Raw genomic sequence first — 18,900 nt, 5'->3', positions numbered from 1 at the left:
GTCAGGGCGTCCCCGCGTCGCCGAACTGTTCGCGCATCCAGGCCGCGATGCGCGCGAGCAGCACGCGGCGATGCTTGCGCAGGTAGAAGGTGTGGTCGTACTCGCGCCAGAATTCCAGGCTCACCTGTTTCTCCTGCGCGGCGCGACCGAGACTCGCGGGCAACTGCGCGCGATGGTTGAAGTAGTGATAGGCGCCGCCGGTGAAGACGAACAGCAGCCGCGTATCCCGCGCGACCATGTCGGCGAGCATGCGCTGCGCCTGCGCGCGCGCGGGCCAGTCGCGGAAATCCGACAGCGAAGGGCGTGGATTGCGGCGCGACATGAGGAAGCGCAGCACCTTGCCGAAATCCAGCAGCCGCGGCAGTGCATGCCGCACCCAGAAGCCGGGCGTGGGATACGCGACGCCATCGAGCAGGATCGCGCCGGCCACGCGCGGATCGACCGCGCCCACGTGGAACGCATCGTCAGCACCCGAGCACAGGCCGCACAGCACGAAGCGTTCGGCGCCCGCCTCCTGTGCGAGCAGGCGCATCGCCGCGTCGGTTTCGCGGTGGCGACGTTCGCCGGACGCCTTGCCCGGCAGCTCGCTGTCGCCCAGCCCCGACTGATCGAAGCGCAGAACCGCGAAGCCCTGCGCCGCGAGCATGCGCGCGATGTCGACGTGTGCGCGGAACGGGCCGGTGTGGCGCGTGAGGCCGGCGTTGAGCAGCAACACGCCGATCTTCGATGCGACGCCATCCGGGCGCGTGATCACGCCGACGAGGCCATCGCCGAAGCGATGCGCCGTTTCGATGAAGGCGTCCTGCGCGGGTCCAGGCGTGCGTTCGCGCGTGGGCGCGGGCGCGGATTCCAGGCGCGCTTCGGGCACGCGCGCGTCGAGTCGTTTCTCGTTGAATTGCAGGTTCACCACGGCACCTGTCCGGTCATGCGCTGCGCGAGCTGGGCCACGGCGCGGCGCGGGAACACCTGGCCGCCGAAGCGCGACGGCACGCTCCATTCCGGGCGCTCGCCTTCGTCGAGCAGCACCGCCTCCACCGCCACGCCACCGGCGCGCTGCTCGCGCGCGAAGCGGTCCAGTTCCTCGTCCATCTCCCACACCGCCATGCGCACGCGGCTTCCGCGCGGCAGGCGCAGCTGCGCGGCGTCGAGCGCCGCGAGCGCATCCAGCAACGCATCGCTCACGCCGAAGCCGAGCAGCTCGCCATCGTCGGATTCGTGCACCACGCCGACGTAACGGCCGCTTTCGTGCACCTGCTGGCGATGCTGTTCCCTCCACGACGCGACGAGCCTGTCGCCGTCGAGCTGCGGATCCCACAGCACGACATCGACCGGATCGACGCGCCGCTCCAGCGCGGCCAGCAGCGGAAGCGCCGCACTGCGCAGCGCGAGGAACTGCACCTGCGACACTTCGCCGCGACGCATCGCCTCCACGCTCGCGCGATCGAGATCATCGAGCATGCCCGACAGGCTCAGCTCGGCGTCCTGCCCGGCGGAATCACCGGTGCCGTACCAGTCGAACGTGAGCGCCGGAATGCCGTACTGCCCCACCGTCTGCGCGAGCGACCACAGCGCACGATGGCTGCGGATGCCGTCCTGCAGCAGCGGCGCGCACAGCAGCAGCGCGTGCTTCGACGCAGGCTCCGCGTCGTCGCGCGCGTGCAGCAGGCCGAACAGGCTGCGGCCCGGCGCACCGAAGAAGAACGGCGCGCTCATTCCACCGCTCCCGGCGTGCGCAGCAGGCGCTTCATGCTGCGCGCCATGCGCGCGCCGACGCCGCCGCGTTCCTCCGGGACGATGTGCGACGGCAGGTCCGCGGCGATCTGCACGAGATTCGTCGCGGCCAGGCGCATCAGCTGGATGCGCACGCCGGTGTCCTTCGCGACGCGGCTGGACATCTGCACCGCGAGCATCGAGTTGCCGCCCAGGTCGAAGAAGTTGTCCTGCGGCCCGACGTCCACGCCGAGCAGTTCCTTCCACACTCCGCGCAGGTACGTCGCGCGCGGATCGTCGTCGGCGACCGTGTCGTCGTATCGCTTCGCACGCGCTTGGGCCGGAGTGGTCTCCGCGCCATCGACGGACGCAGCCCCGCCCTGCGCGCGCAGGATCGCCGCGCTGAGCTTCGCCACCAGCGACGGCGATTCGATCATGCCGCGGTGATCGCCGGGCACCGGTACGACCTCCACCGCACCGCACATCGCTTCCCAGCCGAGCTTCGGCTTCGCGCTCAGTTCCGGCGGCTGGTTCTCGGCGCGGAACAGCACGATCGCCCCCGCGTACGGCTTCACGATGTACTGCACGTACGCGCGCATGTGGGTGGCTTCCAGTTCGGCATAGCGCACGCTGTGCGGCAGCGCCTCGCCCGCATCGCGCGCTTGTTGCGCCTGCTGGCGCAGCTTCGACGCCTGCAGACGGCCGTTGACGACACCGCCGATAGTCGCGATGCGCTCGCCCAGCGTCTGCCCCTGCATGCGACGATGCAGCCGCTGCACGCGTCCGGTGAATCCACGCTGCGCCTGCGCGCGATAGCGGATGCCGAATTCCGCCGACGTGTCGATCAGCCCCAGCATGCCGACGGTTTCGCCCGCCGCCATCAGTTGCTGCGCCATCTCGAAGGCGATGATGCCGCCCATCGAACCGCCCGCCAGGTGGTACGGACCGTGCGGCTGCACGCTGCGGATCTCGCGCACGTAGCGTTCGGCCATCGCCTCCACGCGTTCCAGCGGCGCCGTGCGGCCGTCGAGCCCCAGCGCCTGAAGACCGTAGACGGGAATGCCCGCGGGCATCGCGTCGGCGAGCGGACGGTAGTTCAGCACGTTGCCGCCGACCGCATGCACGAGGAACAGCGGCGCCGCGTCGCCCTGCGGACGGATCGGCACCAGCGGCGCCCACGGGTCCGGGCGCGCGCCGTCGGCCTGCACGTCGGCATCGTTCTTCGCGCGGTGGTACTCGCGCGCGAGCGCACGCACGGTGCGCGCGGAGAGCAGCGTCGCCAGCGGCAGGTTCACGCCGGTCTGGCGGTTGAAACGGTGGAACATCTGCACCGCCTGCAGCGAATGCCCGCCCAGCGCGAAGAAATCGTCGTCCGCGCCGATGTCCGGCTTGCGCAGCAGGTCGCGCCAGATCTCGAGCAGTTGTTCGCCCAGTGCGTCGAGCGGCTCGTACAATTCGGCGTCGATGGTCGCCGGGGTTTCCGCGGCGAGCGGGTCGGCCTCGATGCTGCGTCCGAAGCACAGCGGCTGGCCGTCGTCGAACCGGGTGATCTGCTCCAGCGTCAGCGACGGATCGCGCCCCAGCGCCTTCAGCACGGCGACGTAGCGATCGCGCAGCAGCGCCGCGGTTTCGTCGAGGAAGATGTCCGCGTTGTAGATGAAGCCGCCCGACAGGCCCGTGTCCTGTTCGACGAACCACAGGCCGAGGTCCTGCGTCGATGCCGTCTGGAACACCGGATAGCGCTCGTGCGTGAGCGGACCCCATTCGCACATGCGCTGGCGGATGTCCTGGAACGAGAACAGCGCGTGGTACAGCACGGCGCCGCCTTCGCGACTGCGCACGCTCAACTCGCGCACCAGGTCCTCCAGGCGGACGTCCGGATGCGCGAAGCTGTCGAGCACCACGTCCTTCACCTGCTTCACCGCCTGCGCGAAGGTCATCGACGGATCGATCTCCATGCGCAGCGGCAACAGGCTGGTGAAGTACCCCATCAGGTTCTCCACCTCGGCCGTGTTGCGCCCGCGCACCGGCGTGCCGACGATCAGCTCCCGCAGGTTCGAGGTACGGCTGATCAGCGCGAAATATGCGGTGAGCAGCACCATGTACAGCGTGGCGTCGACCTTGCGCGCGGTGTCGTGCAGCGCCGCGGTCACGTCGTTGCCGACGGTGATGCGATGCGTGACGCCGCGCCCCGACATGCCCGGGCGACGCGGCATGTCGGTGGGCAGCGCTTCGATCGCGTGGCCGGCGCCGCCGAGGCGCTCGCGCCAGAACGCCAGCTGCTTCGCGTACTCCGGCCCCTGCAGCCACTCGCGATGCCACGCCGAGAAATCGGCGTAGGTCACCGGCAGTTCCGGCAGCTTCGGCTCGCGCTGCTCCAGCTGCGCGGCGTAAAGTTCGGCCATGTCGGTGTACATCAGGTCGAACGACCAGCCGTCCCAGATCAGGTGGTGCGTCATGAAGAACCACACGTGCTCTTCCGGCCCAAGGCGGAACAGGCGCGAGCGGATCAGCGGCGCACGGTCCAGTTCGAACGGCGTCTGGATCAGTGCATCCATCAGCCGCGACACTTCCGCTTCGCGTTCGTCCTTCGGCAGATGGCTCACGTCGACGACGTCGGTGATATCGACGTCGACCGCGTCGTGCACGATCTGCATCGGCTCGCCATCGACCAGGCCGATCGTCGTGCGCAGCACGCTCTGGCGCTGGATCATCGCGTTGAGCGCGGCCTGGAACGCATCCAGCTGCAACGGCCCGCGCAGGCGATGCGCGCTCGGCGTGTTGTAGGTGATCTGGCCGGGATTGAACTGTTCGAGCAGGTACAGGCGCTCCTGCATCACCGACATCGGACCGCGCGTGCGATCTTCCAGTGGCTTGATCGGCTCGCGTTTCGGCGCGGCTTCGCCGTCGATGCCCTGCACCATGCGCGCAAGCTTGGCGACGGTCGGCCCGTCGAACAGCGCACGCAGCGACAGCGCGATGCCCAGCTCCTTGTTGATGCGCGAAGTCAGCTGCGCGGCGAGCAGCGAGTGCCCGCCGAGCGAGAAGAAATCATCGTCCACGCCGACTTCCGCGACGCCGAGCACCTTCGCCATGGCGTCGGCGATCGTGCGCTCCAGCGCGTTGCGCGGCGCCACGCGTTCGCCGGCGAGCTTCGCGGTGAGGTCCGGCGCCGGCAGCGACTTGCGGTCGATCTTGCCGTTGGGCAGCAGCGGGATCGCGTCGAGGAACAGGATGTGCTGCGGGATCATGTAATCGGGCAGCGAGCCTTTGAGGTACGACGCGAGCGCGGCTTCGTCCAGCGACGACGCACCTTCGCCCACCACGTACGCCACCAGCCGCACGTCGCCCGGGCGATCCTCACGCGCGACCACCACCGCACGCGCGACCTGCGCATGCGCCGCCAGCAGCGCTTCGATCTCGCCCAGTTCGATGCGGTAGCCGCGCACCTTCACCTGGAAATCCAGGCGTCCCTGGTGTTCGAGCACGCCATCCGGGCGCCAGCGCCCGCGATCGCCCGTGCGATACAGCAGCGCGCCGCTCGAGCCCGCGAAAGGATCGGGCACGAAACGTTCGGACGTGAGTTCGGGTCGGTTGAGATACCCCAGCGTCACACCATCGCCGCCGATCCAGATCTCGCCCGGCACGCCGAGCGGGCACAGCTCGCCGCGCGGATCGAGGATCCACACCTGCGTGTTGTCGATCGGCCGCCCGATATGGATGTCGGACGCATCCAGCACGCGCGAGCACGTCGACCACACCGTCGTTTCGGTTGGGCCGTACACGTTCCACAGCGAACCGCATCGCTTGAGCAGCTGTGTCGCCAGATCCGGCGGCAGCGCTTCGCCGCCGCAGAGGATCTTGAAGTCCGCATCGCCCTGCCACTCCGCATCGAGCAGCAAACGCCACGACGCCGGCGTCGCCTGCATTACGGTCGCGCCGCTGCTGGCGATGAGCGCCTTCAGCGCGACGCCATCGGCGGCGGTCACGCGATCGGCGAGCACGACGCGCGCGCCGACCGACAGCGGCAGCAGCAGTTCAAGCACGGCGATGTCGAACGAAAGCGTGGTCACCGCGACGAGGCGATCGTCCGCGTCCAGGCCCGGTTCCTTCGCCATGCTCGACAGGAAATTGCTGACCGCGCGATGCGGCACCTGCACGCCCTTCGGGCGGCCGGTCGAACCGGAGGTGTAGATGACGTAGGCGATCGATTCCGGCTCCGCTGCGCCTTCGTCGCGACCGATGCGCGAATGCGGCAGCGCGGCGAGTTCATCGTCCAGCGTGTCGAGCGACAACACCGGACGGCCGCGCAGGTCGAAGTTGCCTGCGTGTTTGCTTGTCGTCAGCAGCGCGGCCAGGCCCGCGTCGCCGGCCATGTAGCCCAGGCGTTCGGCGGGGAAATTCGGGTCCAGCGGAACGTAACCCGCGCCCGCCTTCAGCACGCCGAGCAGGCCGGCGAGCATGTCCACGCCGCGATCGAGCACCAGCCCCACCAGCGAACCGCGATGCACGCCGCGCTTTCGTAGCAAGTGCGCGATGCGGTTGGCGCGAGCTTCCAGTTCGTCGTAGCGCACGTGCGCGTCGTCGAACTCGACGGCGATGCGATCGGGCGTGCGGTCGCACTGGCGTTCGAACGCCTCGTGCATGCGACATTCGCGGTCGAACGCCACCGGCGCGGGCTGCAACGCCTGGAGTTCCGCGCGCGCGCTTTCGGACACCACCGACAGCCGCCCGAACGGAAGGTCCGGCCGCGCGACGGCTTCGCGCAACAGCGTCTCGTACGCGGCGAGCCAGCGGCGGATCGTCGCGTTGTCGAACAGGTCGGTGTTGTACTGGCATTCCAGCCGCATGCCGCCCTGCACCTGCACCGCGTTGACGAACAGTTCGAAGTTCTCGTAACTGCGCGGATTGGTGATCAGGCGCATGCCCAGGCCGTGGAAGCCGGTGCTTTCCTGGTCCATCGCCTGGTCGATGTTGAACATCACGCTGCACAGCGGCAGGCGCGCGGGATCGCGCTGCAACGGCAGCTTCTTCAGCAGCGTGCCGAAGGTGTAGCGCTGGTGTTCGATCGCGTCGAGCAGCGTCGACTGCGCGCCGCCCAATGCCTGTTCGAAGGGCTGCGCGTGGTCCAGCTCGAACCGCAGCGGCAGCAGGTTCACGCAATGGCCCACGAGATGGTCGTGGCCATCGACCGACTGGCCGGCGGCCGGAATGCCGATCACCACGTCGTTCTGCGCGGTCAGGCGCGACAACAAGCCGGCGAAACCGGCGAGCAGGGTCGCGAACAGGCTCGCGCCCTGGCGCGCGCCGAGGCGGCGCACGGCGGCGACGAGATCGTTGTCGAGCAGATGATCCTCGCGGATCGACGGGAACGTGCGACGCGACGGACGCGTGCGATCGGTCGGAAGGTCGAGCACCGGTCCGCCGTCGGCGAAGCGTCCGAGCCAGTACGCCTCGTCGGCCCGGTACGTCGCGCCGTGCGGATGTTCGGCTTCGGCCAGCGCGTAATCGGCGAACGATTCGGCCGGCGGCAGCGTCTGCGACGCATGACCCCGCGCCTGCGAGTACAGCGCGCCGAGCTCGCGCACGATCACCCACCACGACCAGCCGTCGCACACGATGTGGTGCGCGGTGAGCACGAGGTGATGGTGATCGTCGGACAGGCGCAGCAGCTGCGCGCGGAACAGCACGCCATGGTCGAGATCGAACGGCGTTTCCACCGCCTCGCGCGCGTGCGCGGCGATGCGCGCGTCGCGCGCGGCGTCTTCCAGCGCGGAGAGGTCGGTCAGCGACAGTTCGATGGCGCGTTCGTCGGCCACGCACAGCGTCTTGCCGTCGGGGCCGAAGTTCGCGCGCAGGATGTCGTGGCGCGCGACCAGGCCGCGCAGCGCCTCGTGCAGCGCGTCGGCGTCGAGCGGGCCGCGGAAATCCAGCGAGATCGACTCGTTGTACGCCAGCGACGCATCGCGACCGAGCTGGTCGGCGAGCCACACTTCGCGCTGCGGTTCGGTCGTCGGCGCGACGCGCGCCAGCGGGCCGTCGGCGAACGGGTCGTAATCGACGGCGGTATCGGCGCCGCCGGCCTTGTCCCGGCTCCTGTCGAACATGGCTGCATTCATGCGCTCACCTTCATGTACCGGCCGGGCTGCTCCGGATTGGGCACGAACCACGCCGGCGTGCCGTCCGGTTCGCGGCCCAGGCGCGCGCCGGGCACAACGGGCCTGCTGGCGTCCATCACCGTCTTCGGCGTCGCCGCGCGTCGCGGCAGCAGTTCCATGTCCTGCAGTTCGGCGACCGCTTCCTTGAACGCCGTAGCGATGCGCGCGATGTCCTCATCGCTGTGCGCGGTGGTGATGAAACACGGGAAGTTGTCGAGGATGTGGATGCCGCGCATGCGCATCGACGCGAACAGCAGGTCCTGCAGCGGGTGCGCCTCGTGCCAGTGCGTCTTCCACGCCGAGGCGTACTGCTTCACCGACACCGGCGCGCCAACGTCTGCGCAGAACGCGTTGATGTCCGCGGCGAGCGCTTCGGTCTTCGCGTTCAGGCGCTTCTGCAGTTCGCCGCCGTCGGCCTTGAAGTGTTCGAGCACCGCCTTCGCCGCGACCAGCGCCAACGGATGGCGCACGAACGTGCCGGCGAAGTACGTCACGCCCACCGTCGGCACCGAATCGTCGCCGTACTGCCAGTGGCCGCCGTCCAGCGCATCCATGTACTCGCGCTTGCCGGCGATCACGCCGATGGGGAAGCCGCCGCCGACGACCTTGCCGTAGGTCGCGATGTCGGCCTTGATGCCGAAGATCGCCTGCACGCCGCCGGGATTCGAACGGAAGCCGGTGACCACTTCGTCGAAGATCAGCAGCGCGCCGTTGTCCTGCGTGAGCTGGCGCAGTTCCTTGAGGAAATCGACCGGACGGAAGTCCAGGCGGCGGCTCTGCACGGGTTCGACCAGCACCGCGGCGATCTCGTGGATGCGCGACTTGATGATCTCCATCGCCTCGGGCGTGCCGTAATCGAGCACGAGCACGTTCTCGGCGGTGTTGCGCAGGATGCCCGGCGCCGCCGGCACGGCGCGCAGCGACTTGGTGCCGCGCACGATCACTTCATCGACGATGCCGTGGTACGACCCGGTGAACAGCACCACCGTGCTGCGCGCGGTGATCGTGCGCGCGATGCGCAGCGCGCCGAGCACGGCTTCGGAACCGGTGTTGCACAGTGCGGCGCGATCGTGCCCGGTGAGTTCGCACACCAGCTGCGCGACTTCGCCGGCGACCGGGTGCTGCGGGCCGATCTCGTACCCCTTGTCGAGCTGTTCGCGCACGGCATCGAGCACGAAGTCCGGCTGCCAGCCGAACAGGCTCATGCCGAAGCCGTTGAGCGCGTCGACGTATTCGTTGCCGTCGATGTCGATGACGCGGGAACCTTTGGAACGTTCGACGACGATCTGGTAGACGATCTCCTTCGTCAGCGGACGGAAGCCGTTGACGACGCGTGGATCGGCGAGCTGCGAACGGTTGGCCTGCGTGTATTCCTTCGACTTGCGCGTGCGCGCGACGTAGCGGTCCATGAATGCATCGAGCTTGGCCTTCTGCTGCGGCGACAGGTCGGTATCGACGTGGTTCTCGATGCGCGCGATCGCGCCGAAGGCCTTCTTCACGTCGTACTTCTGCTGCACGGCGCCGGTGTCTTCCTCGCCTTCGACGGCCGGCTTCTGCACCGGCGCGGCTGCGGTGGGCGCGGCGACGGCGGGTGCGGCGGCGACGGGCGCAGGTACGGCGATCGGAGCAGTGGCCACGGGAGCGACTGCGCCGCCCGACAGCAACGCCAGCTGCTGCGCCATCAGCTGCATCTGCTGGGCGATCACCTGGCGGGTGAAGTCGTTGCCGCCTTCCAGCGCGGGCAGCGCGACGGGCGCGACCGCAACCGGCGAAAGGGCCATCGGCGCGGCAGTCGCCGCCTGCACGGGCGCCGGCGCGGGGTCGGCGGGCAGCGTCGCGTCGAGCATGCCGGCCAGGCGATCCAGGCTGCTGCAATCGCCCATCAGCTGGCGGAAGTTCACCGGTACCTCGAAGGTCTTCTGCAACTGCACCGCGACCTGCGTCAGCATCAGGCTGTCCAGGCCCAGTTCGATGAAGTTGGTGTCCGCGTCGGCGTCGCTCATGTCGAAGCCGGCGATGTTCTCGAACAGGCCGCGCAATTGCCCGACCAGGCGTTCGCGACGGCCGGGAGCGGGCACGGCGGGGACGGCGGCGGCGGCGGGCAGGGACTGCGGCATGACGGTCTCCAGTACGGTGTTGGTTCGTGCGGCGGTGGCGACCGCCGGGTGCGGGACGACGTTGCCCGGGCTCGCGGCAACCGCCTCCACCCAATAACGTTGTCTCTCGAACGGATAGGTCGGCAGGCGCAGGCGATGGCGGATCGCGCGCGTGTCGAACGCGGCCGGATCGATCGCCGCGCCCTGGCTCCAGAGCCGGCCGGCTGCGTCGACGAGGTCGCGGCGCTCGCTCGCGGGGTTGTCCGACAGGCTGGCGACGGTGGCGATGCGCTGCTTCTGCACGGCCGGCTGCTGGCGCGCGAGCGCGTTCAGCGTGCCGCGCGGGCCCACTTCCAGCAGCACGCGCGAGGGATCCTCCACCAGCGCCTGCAACGCGCCGGAGAAACGCACCGCCTCGCGCAGGTGGCGCGCCCAGTAGCCGGGCGACGTCGCTTCGTCGTCGCGCAGCGGCGCGCCGGTGACGGTGGACACGATGGGCCGCGTCGGCGGATTGAGGCGCACCGCCGCGACGGCCTCGCGGAACGGCGCGACCACCGGCTCCATCATCGCCGAGTGGAACGCGTGCGACGTCCGCAGCGCGCGACAGGCGATCCCCTCGCCTTCCAGTTGCGCCTGGAACGCGGCGACCGCGTCCGACGGCCCGGCGACCACGCAGGCCAGCGGCGAGTTCTCCGCCGCGAGCGAGAGCGCCTGCGGCAGGCGTTCGCGCACGGCGTCGGCCGGGAGGCGGATCGACAGCATCGAACCGGCCGGCTGCGCCTGCATCAACGCACCCCGGCGCGCGATGAGGTGCAGCGCATCGCGTAGTTCGAACACGCCGGCCAGGGTCGCGGCGACGAACTCGCCGATGCTGTGGCCGATCATGGCGACGGGCTCGATGCCGCGCGCCATCCACAGCTTCGCCAGCGCGTATTCGATGGCGAACGTCGCCGGCTGCATGATCGAGGTCGGCAGCAATGCTTCGGAGTCTTCCGCGAACAGGCGCTCGCGGAGATCGAAGCCGAGGTCGGCGCGCAGCAGCTTCGCGCATTCGTCCAGCGCGTCGCGGAACACGGGCTCGGCTTCGTACAGGCTGCGCCCCATGCCGGGGTACGTCGCGCCCTGCCCCGGGAACATGAAGACGACGCCGGCCGCGCGGGCCGGCCGGCTGCGCGCGGCGTCGGCCTGCGTGTCGGGCGCGCGCAGGGTTTCGATCGCGGACGGCACGTCGTCGGCCGCGATGGCGATGCGATGCGCGAATGCCTTGCGCCCGACCGCGAGCGTCCACGCCACGTCGGCGAGGTTCGCATCGCGATGCGCGTCGAGGTGATCGGCCAGCCGGTTCACGGCCGCGCCCAGCGCCGCCGGCGTGCGCGCGGACAGCACCAGCAGCTGCGGGCCTTCGGCTTCGCCGGACTCGGGCAGCGGCGGCGCTTCCTCCAGCACGGCGTGCGCGTTGGTTCCGCCGAGGCCGAACGAACTCACGCCCGCGCGGCGCGGTGCGTCGCCGTCGCGTTCCCATGCGCTCATGCGCGCGTTGACGACGAACGGCGTGCTGGCGAAATCGATGGTCGGGTTCGGCGACTCGAAATGGATGCTCGCCGGGATGCGCTTCTCGTGCAGCGAGAGGGCGGTCTTGATCACGCCCGCCGCACCGGCCGCGGTCACCATGTGGCCGACGTTGCTCTTGAGCGAACCGATGCGGCAGAAGCCGCTGTCCTGCGTACCGCGACGGAACGCGCGGGTGAGGCCCTCGATCTCGATCGGATCGCCCAGCGGCGTCGCCGTGCCATGCGCTTCGACGTAGCTGATGCTGCGCGGATCGACGCCGGCCTTGTCGTGCGCGAGCGCGACCACCGCGGCCTGGCCTTCGCTGCTCGGCGCGGTGAAGCTGGCGCGGTTGGCGCCGTCGTTGTTGAGCGCGCTGCCACGGATCACGGCGTACACGGGATTGCCGTCGGCGATCGCATCCGACAATCGCTTCAGCAGCACCACCGCTGCGCCATCGCCGAACACCGTGCCCTTCGCGTTCGCGTCGAATGTGCGCGTGTGGCCGTCGGGCGAGAGCATCGAACCTTCCTGGTACAGGTAACCGCTGCGCGGCGGGCACGTCACCGCGATGCCACCCGCGAGCGCCATGTCGCACAGGCCGGCCTGCAGGCTTTCCACCGCCTGCGCGATCGCGACCAGCGACGTCGAGCACGCCGAGTGCACCGCCACCGCCGGGCCGGTGAGGTTGAGCTTGTGCGCCACGCGCGTGGCGATGTAGTCCTTCTCGTTGCCGAGCATCACCTGCAACGCGCCGACGCGGCTCACCAGGTCCGGATGCGCGGACACGTGGCGCTGGAAGTAGGTGGCGTTGTTCATTCCCGCGAAGACGCCGGTGACGCCGGCGGCGTCCGGCGCATGGCCGCCGCGTTCCAGGCATTCCCAGCACAGCTCCAGGAAGATGCGCTGCTGCGGATCCATCAGCTCCGCCTCGCGCGGGCCGATGCCGAAGAACGCCGCGTCGAACAGCTCGACGTTGTCGATCACGCCGCGCGCGGCGACGTAGGCCGGATCGTTGCGTTCGCTCGCATTGACGGCCGGATCGAGCTCGTCGATGCGGAACTTGGTGATCGAATCGCGGCCTTCGCAGAGGTTGTTCCAGAAGCCTTCGACGTCGTCCGCGCCGGGGAAACGCCCGGCCATCGCGACGATGGCGATGGGCTCGCGCGCATCCACCGTGCGGCGGGTCGGCGCATGCGTGGCCTGCCCGCCTTCCAGCACGATCGCGAGCCGCGCCGGCGTCGGGTGCTGGAAGATCGTCGGCGCCGCCACGCGCGGACCGCTGCCGTCGGCCTGCCAGCCTTCCACGCGGATCTGCTCGGCCAGGCGCACGGCGAGCAGCGAGCTGCCGCCGAGTTCGAAGAAGTTGTCGTCGCGGCCCACGCCCTCGACGTCGAGCAGCGCGCCGAACGCATCGCACAATCGGCGCTCGAGCGATGTCGCCGGCTCGGCGAAATCGACGGTGAGTTCCGGACGGCGGCGATCCGGCGCGGGCAAGGCCCGTCGGTCGATCTTGCCATTGACCGTGCGCGGCAGTTCGTCCAGCCGCACGTAACGCGTCGGCACCATGTACGGCGGCAGCGCGGCGGCCAAATGCGCGCGCAGCTGCGGCGCGTGGGCTTCGATGCCGGATTCGACGTAGTACGCGACCAGGCGCTTTTCGCCGGGGAAATCCGCGCGCGCGACGACGATGGACGAAGCGACGGACGGATGCCGCGCGAGCACGGCTTCGACCTCGGTCAGCTCGATGCGGTGCCCGCGGATCTTCACCTGCGCATCGGTGCGGCCGACGAACTCGATCAGCCCATCCTCGCGCAGGCGCACCTGGTCGCCCGTGCGATACAGCACGTCGCCTTCGATGAAGGGATTGGGCACGAAGCGCTCCGCATTGAGCTCCGGCCGCGCGAGATAGCCGCGCGCGACGCCGACGCCGCCCACGCACAACTCGCCGATCACGCCCGTCGGCAGCAGCTGCAGGCGACGGTTGAACACGTACGCGCTGGTGTCCTGCAGCGGACGGCCGATCGGGATCGTCGCCGCATCGGCCGGCAGGTCGCGCGGAATCGGATGCGAGGTGCACATGATCGTGCACTCGGTCGGGCCGTAGCCGTTGTGCAGGCGCAGCGCCGGCGCGGCGGCCTGCATGCGGCGGATGTGATCGACCGACAGCGCTTCGCCGCCGACGATCAGATCGCGCATCCCGGCCAGGATCGTCGCGTCCTCGTCGACCACGGCGTTGAACAGCGCGACGGCCATGATCCCTGCGTTGACGTCGTGCCGCGCGATGGTTTCGCGCAGGCGCGCCGTGGTCGGCGCCACTTCATCGTGCACCACGATCGTGCCGCCGTTGAACAGCGCGCCCCAGATCTCGAGCCCGGAAATGTCGAAGCCCAGCGGCGCCTGGTGCAGCAGGCGGGTGCCGGTGTCGAGGGCGACGTAATCGACGCCGTGCAGTCGGCGGACCAGCGAGCGGTGGCGGATCTCCACGCCCTTCGGCACGCCGGTGGAGCCGGAGGTGAAGAGCACGTACGCGAGCGAATCGCCGTCGATGGCGGGTTCGCCGTCGAACGGGGCATCGTCGCCGTGCACGTTCACGCGCGCGGCATCGCGCGGCATCGCGGCGGCTTCGATCGCGGGATCGACGACCAGCACGCGCACGCGCGCGTTGTCGATCATGAAGGCGACGCGGTCGGCTGGCAGCGCAAGGTCCAGCGGCAGGTACGCGGCGCCTGCCTTGATCACGCCGAGCAGTGCGACCACGGCGTCGAGGGAGCGTGGCAGTGCGACGCCGACGATGTCCCCGGCGACGACGCCCGCCTCGCGCAGGCGCGTGGCGAGCGAGGCGGCGCGGCGGTCGAGTTCGGCGTAGGTGATGGCGGCATCGCGATGGACGACGGCGGTGTTCTGCGGCCACGCCGCGAGTGCCTGCGCGAAGCAGGCGTGCACGGTTTCGTGCTGCGTGCGGGCGGGCGGCGCGAGGGCCCAGTCGTCGATCTGGTGCGAGCGGTCGGCGGCATCCGGAGTGCCGATCCTCGAAAGCGGCGAGGCGGGGTCGGATGCGAGCGTCGCGAGCGCGCGGACGGTCGCATCGCCGAGCAGCACGATGGCTTCGCGCGACAGCGGGTCGCGGAACGTGACGTGCAGCTGCGCTCCCTCGATGCGCCAGGACGAGGCGGCGAACGCGGGCGCGTCGTCGGCCTCCGGCACGCACCACGCGCACGGCTGCGGGGCGTCGATCGCATCGGCCGTGTCGATCGCGGTCGCAAGGCGACCCGCATCGATGCCATCGATGGCGATGCGCAGCTGCCGCCACGCGTTGCCGCGCTTCACCGTCGCCACGATTTCACCCGCGCCCGACAGCCATGCATCCACCGAGGCGAGCGCGGCGACGAGCATCGTGCGCGCATCGCGCGATGCGCCGGCCACGTCGTCCGGAAGCGTGAGGACGAGCGGCTGCGTGGCGCCATCGGTTGCGCCGGCGTGCTGCGGAAGCACGTCGAGCAGCGGCGAATCGATGGCCGGCGTCGCGCCGCGAATGTCCTGTGCCGCTTCAGCCCGGGTACCCATGCACCTGCTCCTCTCCAATGCGCACGGCGCGCGGCGCCGTCGGCAACGATCACGTGCAAACCGGCGGCGATCGGCCGCCGGTTGCGTCAACGCCGGTTGCCGCGCCGGCTCCGCCGCGTCATTGCGCGCGGATGCGTCGTGCGGCGAATTGCAGGCACGTCCGCAGGCAGGTCGTCGCGACGCGACGTGGCAACGGACCGGTTGCCGCGTGCCGGACGTCCGGCGCCGCGACGCGGGCCGCCCTGGCCTCGCGCGATCGGTTGCTGCCGGAATTCCACGACATCGCCTGCCCCTCGTGCGGCACGACCGGTGACGAACCCGCACCGGCCATTCCCTGCCCCTCTCGTCGATCCAAACGGCGCGCGCGCGCGCGAGCGGCCACGTTCGTGCGCCGATGCACGGCGCCGGCAGGCGCGCTAGGATGGCGCCGACAAGGGGGCCCCATGAGCCAGGACTTCGCGCTTCTGTACATGCAGCTTGGTCTGCATCCGGACTGCAGCCTCGAAGACCTCAAGCGCGCGTATCGCGTCCGCGTGGCCGAACTGCATCCGGACCGGCATCTCGACCGCACCGCATCGGACGAGGCGCACGACGCACTCACCGAACTCACCGCGCTGTATTCGGGCGCGATCCGTTTCCATCGCCTGCATGGGCGGTTGCCGGGTTCGACGCCGCGCGGCGCGGCGGCTCCGCGCCCTGCGTCCGGCATTGCGTCGGAAAGCAATGGCCCTTCGTCGCCATCACGCACGATGACCACCACCGGACGCAATGCGCCGCCCAGCGCGACGCCGCGCATCGCGGTGCTCAGCGTGCTCGTGCTGGTGGTGGTGATGGTGGTGCTGCACTGGTCGGAAAGCACGCAGCTCGCGCCGCAGGCCGAGGCGAACGGCGCGGTGGCGGAGGTCGCCGATCCGAATGCGCCGCGCCTGGAACTGGGCATGGAGGAAGCGGCCGTCGTCGCGATCCAGGGTCCGCCGGAACGCGTGCAGGACGGCGTGTGGAATTACGGCTCGTCGTGGGTGCGCTTCGAGGACGGCCATCTGGCCGACTGGGCCAGCGTGCCGCCGAACCGGCTGCTGGTGCCCACGCCGCGACCGGTTCGCCAGGAAGAAAGCGGCGACGCGGACGTGTTCGGGCCGTAACGATCGCAGCTCACCCAACGCGAGCCAGCGTTTGTAGCCGGGTAAGCGAAGCGCACCCGGGATTTGCGGCGCCTGGCCCGGGTGCGCTTCGCTTGCCCGGGCTACAGAAACACGGGAACCCCTAGCGCGAACCGCGCTGGAACAGCACCACCTCGACCGTCTGCAACAGGATGATCAGGTCGAACACCAGGCCGTGGTTCTTGACGTAGAACAGGTCGAACTTCAGCTTCTCCTCCGCATCGCGCACCGAGGCGCCATACGGATAGCGCAGCTGCGCCCAGCCGGTCAGACCCGGCTTCACGCAATGGCGCACGGCGTAGTAGCGGATCTCGCGGCTGAGCATGTCGACGAACTGCGGGCGTTCCGGACGCGGGCCGACGATGCTCATCTCGCCGCGCAGGATGTTGAACAGCTGCGGCAGTTCGTCCAGCCGCGTCAGGCGGATGAACTTGCCCACGCGCGTGGTGCGATCGTCGCCGCGTTGCGCCCAGCGCGCCACGCCATCGCCTTCGGCATCCACGCGCATGCTGCGGAACTTGATCAGCTCGAACGGCCGGCCGCCTTCGCCGATGCGCGTCTGCTGGTAGAGGATCGGGCCGCTGGATTCCAGGCGGACCAGCGCCGCCACCAGCACCATGAAGGGCCACGCGATCAGCAGCAGCGCGGACGCGGCGAGCACGTCGAACAGCCGCTTGTTCATGCAGCGCGACGTCGAATGATCGAAACCGCCGGAGAACACCAGCCACGACGGATCGCACAGGTTCGTCGTGACCAGTCCCGCCTCGCGCTCGAAGAAGGTCGAAAGGTCGGTCATCGCCACGCCGCGCTGCACGCAGGTGAGCATTTCCTCCATCGGCAGGCCGCCGCGACGCTCGTCGGGGGCGACCACGACCTCGCTGATCTGCAACCGGTGCACGACATCGGAAAGCCCGTCCGGCGCGGCGATGCGCATCGATTCGGGCACGCAGGCGTCCTGGCCGGCGATGGGCACGAAGCCGATCAGCGTGAACGCGCGGCGGTCGCTGCCGCGACGCATGCGCGTGTTGATCAGGTCCGCGTTGTGGCCCGCGCCCAGCACCAGCACGCGGCGCTTGAACAGGTCGCCGCGGAACACGTGCATTACGCAATAGCGCAACAGCGCGATGCCGAGCAGGCCCAGGATCATCGCGATGACGATGACGCCGCGGCCGATGTACGCCATGGGCACCAGGTAGTACAGCACCATCAGCCCGATGCCGCCGATCGAGAACGATACCAGCAGGCGCAGCGCGAACTCGAAACGGTTCAGCCGCACGTGCACCTGGTAAAGCCCCAGCGCCGCCATCGCGGTGGTGACGAACATCGCCACCAGCAACGCGCGCAGGCTGAGGTTCTCGGAAAAGATCTCATGGCCTTCGGGATCGTTCATGAAGCGCAGCCACGCCGCGCCCATCACCGCCGCGATCACCAGCAGCACCTCGAGCAGCCAAAGCAGCAGCAACGCCCGGTTCTTCAGACTCGCCTTGCCGAACATCATGACCGCACTCCAGCGATGCGCGCCCAGGGGCGCGCAATGTTGTCTCCGACCTGGGGATGCGCAGGAGCCACGGGAAACGGCGTATCCAGCCGCCACGCTTCCCGTCCCTTACGCCCTGCTCCGCTTCCCGCTTCCCCTCCACTGCACCGTTACAACGACCTTGCGCCAGCGCTCCGGCCAGTCGCATCGGATATCGGCTGCAGATGCAGGCATTCGACCGCGGCCTCGCGCGGCGCCGCTACGGCCGCGGTCCATCGCTCGCCCACATCGAGCATGGCCAGGCGCACGCTGCACGCCGCAGGAGATTCCCGCGCGCTCCCGGCCAGGATGAACTCCGCGCCGGCGGCGGCGCGGAAACTGCACATCTCGCGCGCAAGGCCGATGCCTTCGGCCTTGAGCAGCGCTTCCTTGCGCACCCACAACGCCAGCAACGCACGGCTGCGCGCGGGTTCGGCGAAGTTCGACAGCGATTGCCATTCCGACGCGTGGCACACGCTCTCCGCGATGCCCGGCAGCTCCGTGGCGCGGAATGCCGCTTCGACGTCGATGCCCACCGGCCCCATCGCGCACAGCGCGAACGCGGCCACGCCGTCGGCGTGACTGAGGCTGGTGCGCACGGGTTTTCCGTCCCGCGCGATGCCGGGCAGGTGCGGCGCGCCTTCGGCATCGCGCGCGATGTTCACCACTCCGGGCGCGAGGTCCAGGGACCGCGCGACGAACAGGCGGTGCAGCGCGTAGGTCATCGCCAGCGCCTCGCGGTCGTCCGCGAAGCGGCGTTGCGCCACGCGCTGGCGTTCGGCGGCATCGAGCAGCGCCCAGGCCTCGTCGCGCCAGGGTCGCCAGGCGCGCAACTCGACGATGGCGGTCGCACAGGCGCCGGGCGCCATCGGCCCGCACGCGAACGCGTCGCGCAACGAGCACGCCGATGCTGCCTGTCGCCATGCGACCGCCACCCTCGCCCCCTGTCCGGTCCGGCCGGTTCTGGATTCAACGAACACCAACGCAGGCATCGATCGAAGGCGGACACGTCCTGTCCCGGGCCGTCGCTGCGTTTGGTGCATCAAGGCGACCGCGCCGGACCGGGCGGCGTCACGTCAAACCAAGAGCACAACGAATGGACAAGACCGAGATTGGGGAACGGCTGGTCCAGCGGGCCATGCGCG

The 18,900-nt window shown here is 69.8% G+C and carries 7 protein-coding genes; 1 reads left to right on the top strand and 6 read right to left on the bottom strand.

The features are described from left to right. Nucleotide 1: 1 nt before the first annotated feature. Genes AC3ANK_RS05945 through AC3ANK_RS05930 form a run of 4 tightly spaced genes read right to left on the bottom strand, consistent with a single transcriptional unit; the run spans nucleotide 2 to nucleotide 15,079 of the window. Complete coding sequence (locus AC3ANK_RS05945) at nucleotides 2-907, bottom strand: serine aminopeptidase domain-containing protein (protein WP_484172383.1); 906 nt, start codon at nucleotides 905-907, stop codon at nucleotides 2-4. Continuing rightward, entirely contained in the window at nucleotides 904-1,713 is an 810-nt protein-coding gene (locus tag AC3ANK_RS05940) for a hypothetical protein (RefSeq protein WP_484172382.1), read from the bottom strand. The genes AC3ANK_RS05945 and AC3ANK_RS05940 overlap by 4 nt, the downstream gene beginning before the upstream one ends. Further along, a complete protein-coding gene (locus tag AC3ANK_RS05935) occupies nucleotides 1,710-7,829 on the bottom strand; it encodes an amino acid adenylation domain-containing protein (RefSeq protein WP_484172381.1) in 6,120 nt (2,039 codons plus the stop codon). The genes AC3ANK_RS05940 and AC3ANK_RS05935 overlap by 4 nt, the downstream gene beginning before the upstream one ends. Next, nucleotides 7,826-15,079, bottom strand: coding sequence for an amino acid adenylation domain-containing protein (locus AC3ANK_RS05930; RefSeq protein ID WP_484172380.1), 7,254 nt, complete (start codon nucleotides 15,077-15,079; stop codon nucleotides 7,826-7,828). The genes AC3ANK_RS05935 and AC3ANK_RS05930 overlap by 4 nt, the downstream gene beginning before the upstream one ends. A gap of 443 nt (nucleotides 15,080-15,522) precedes the next feature. Here AC3ANK_RS05930 and AC3ANK_RS05925 point away from each other — a divergent pair, with 443 nt between their 5' ends. Next, complete coding sequence (locus tag AC3ANK_RS05925; protein ID WP_206859396.1) at nucleotides 15,523-16,221, top strand: J domain-containing protein; 699 nt, start codon at nucleotides 15,523-15,525, stop codon at nucleotides 16,219-16,221. 121 nt (nucleotides 16,222-16,342) lie between these two features. On the opposite strand, the gene AC3ANK_RS05920 is transcribed toward AC3ANK_RS05925, so the two are convergent. After that, the gene (locus AC3ANK_RS05920) at nucleotides 16,343-17,737 is read right to left on the bottom strand and encodes a TIGR03013 family XrtA/PEP-CTERM system glycosyltransferase (protein ID WP_242524971.1); all 1,395 of its coding nucleotides are present in this window, start codon (nucleotides 17,735-17,737) and stop codon (nucleotides 16,343-16,345) included. 149 nt (nucleotides 17,738-17,886) lie between these two features. Beyond that, nucleotides 17,887-18,651, bottom strand: a complete 765-nt coding sequence (locus AC3ANK_RS05915) for a 4'-phosphopantetheinyl transferase family protein (protein ID WP_484172379.1) — start codon at nucleotides 18,649-18,651, stop codon at nucleotides 17,887-17,889. Nucleotides 18,652-18,900: the final 249 nt, after the last annotated feature.

Source organism: Lysobacter sp. SCRH-1R (genome assembly GCF_057747855.1).
This window is presented reverse-complemented; position numbering and strand designations above follow the sequence as displayed.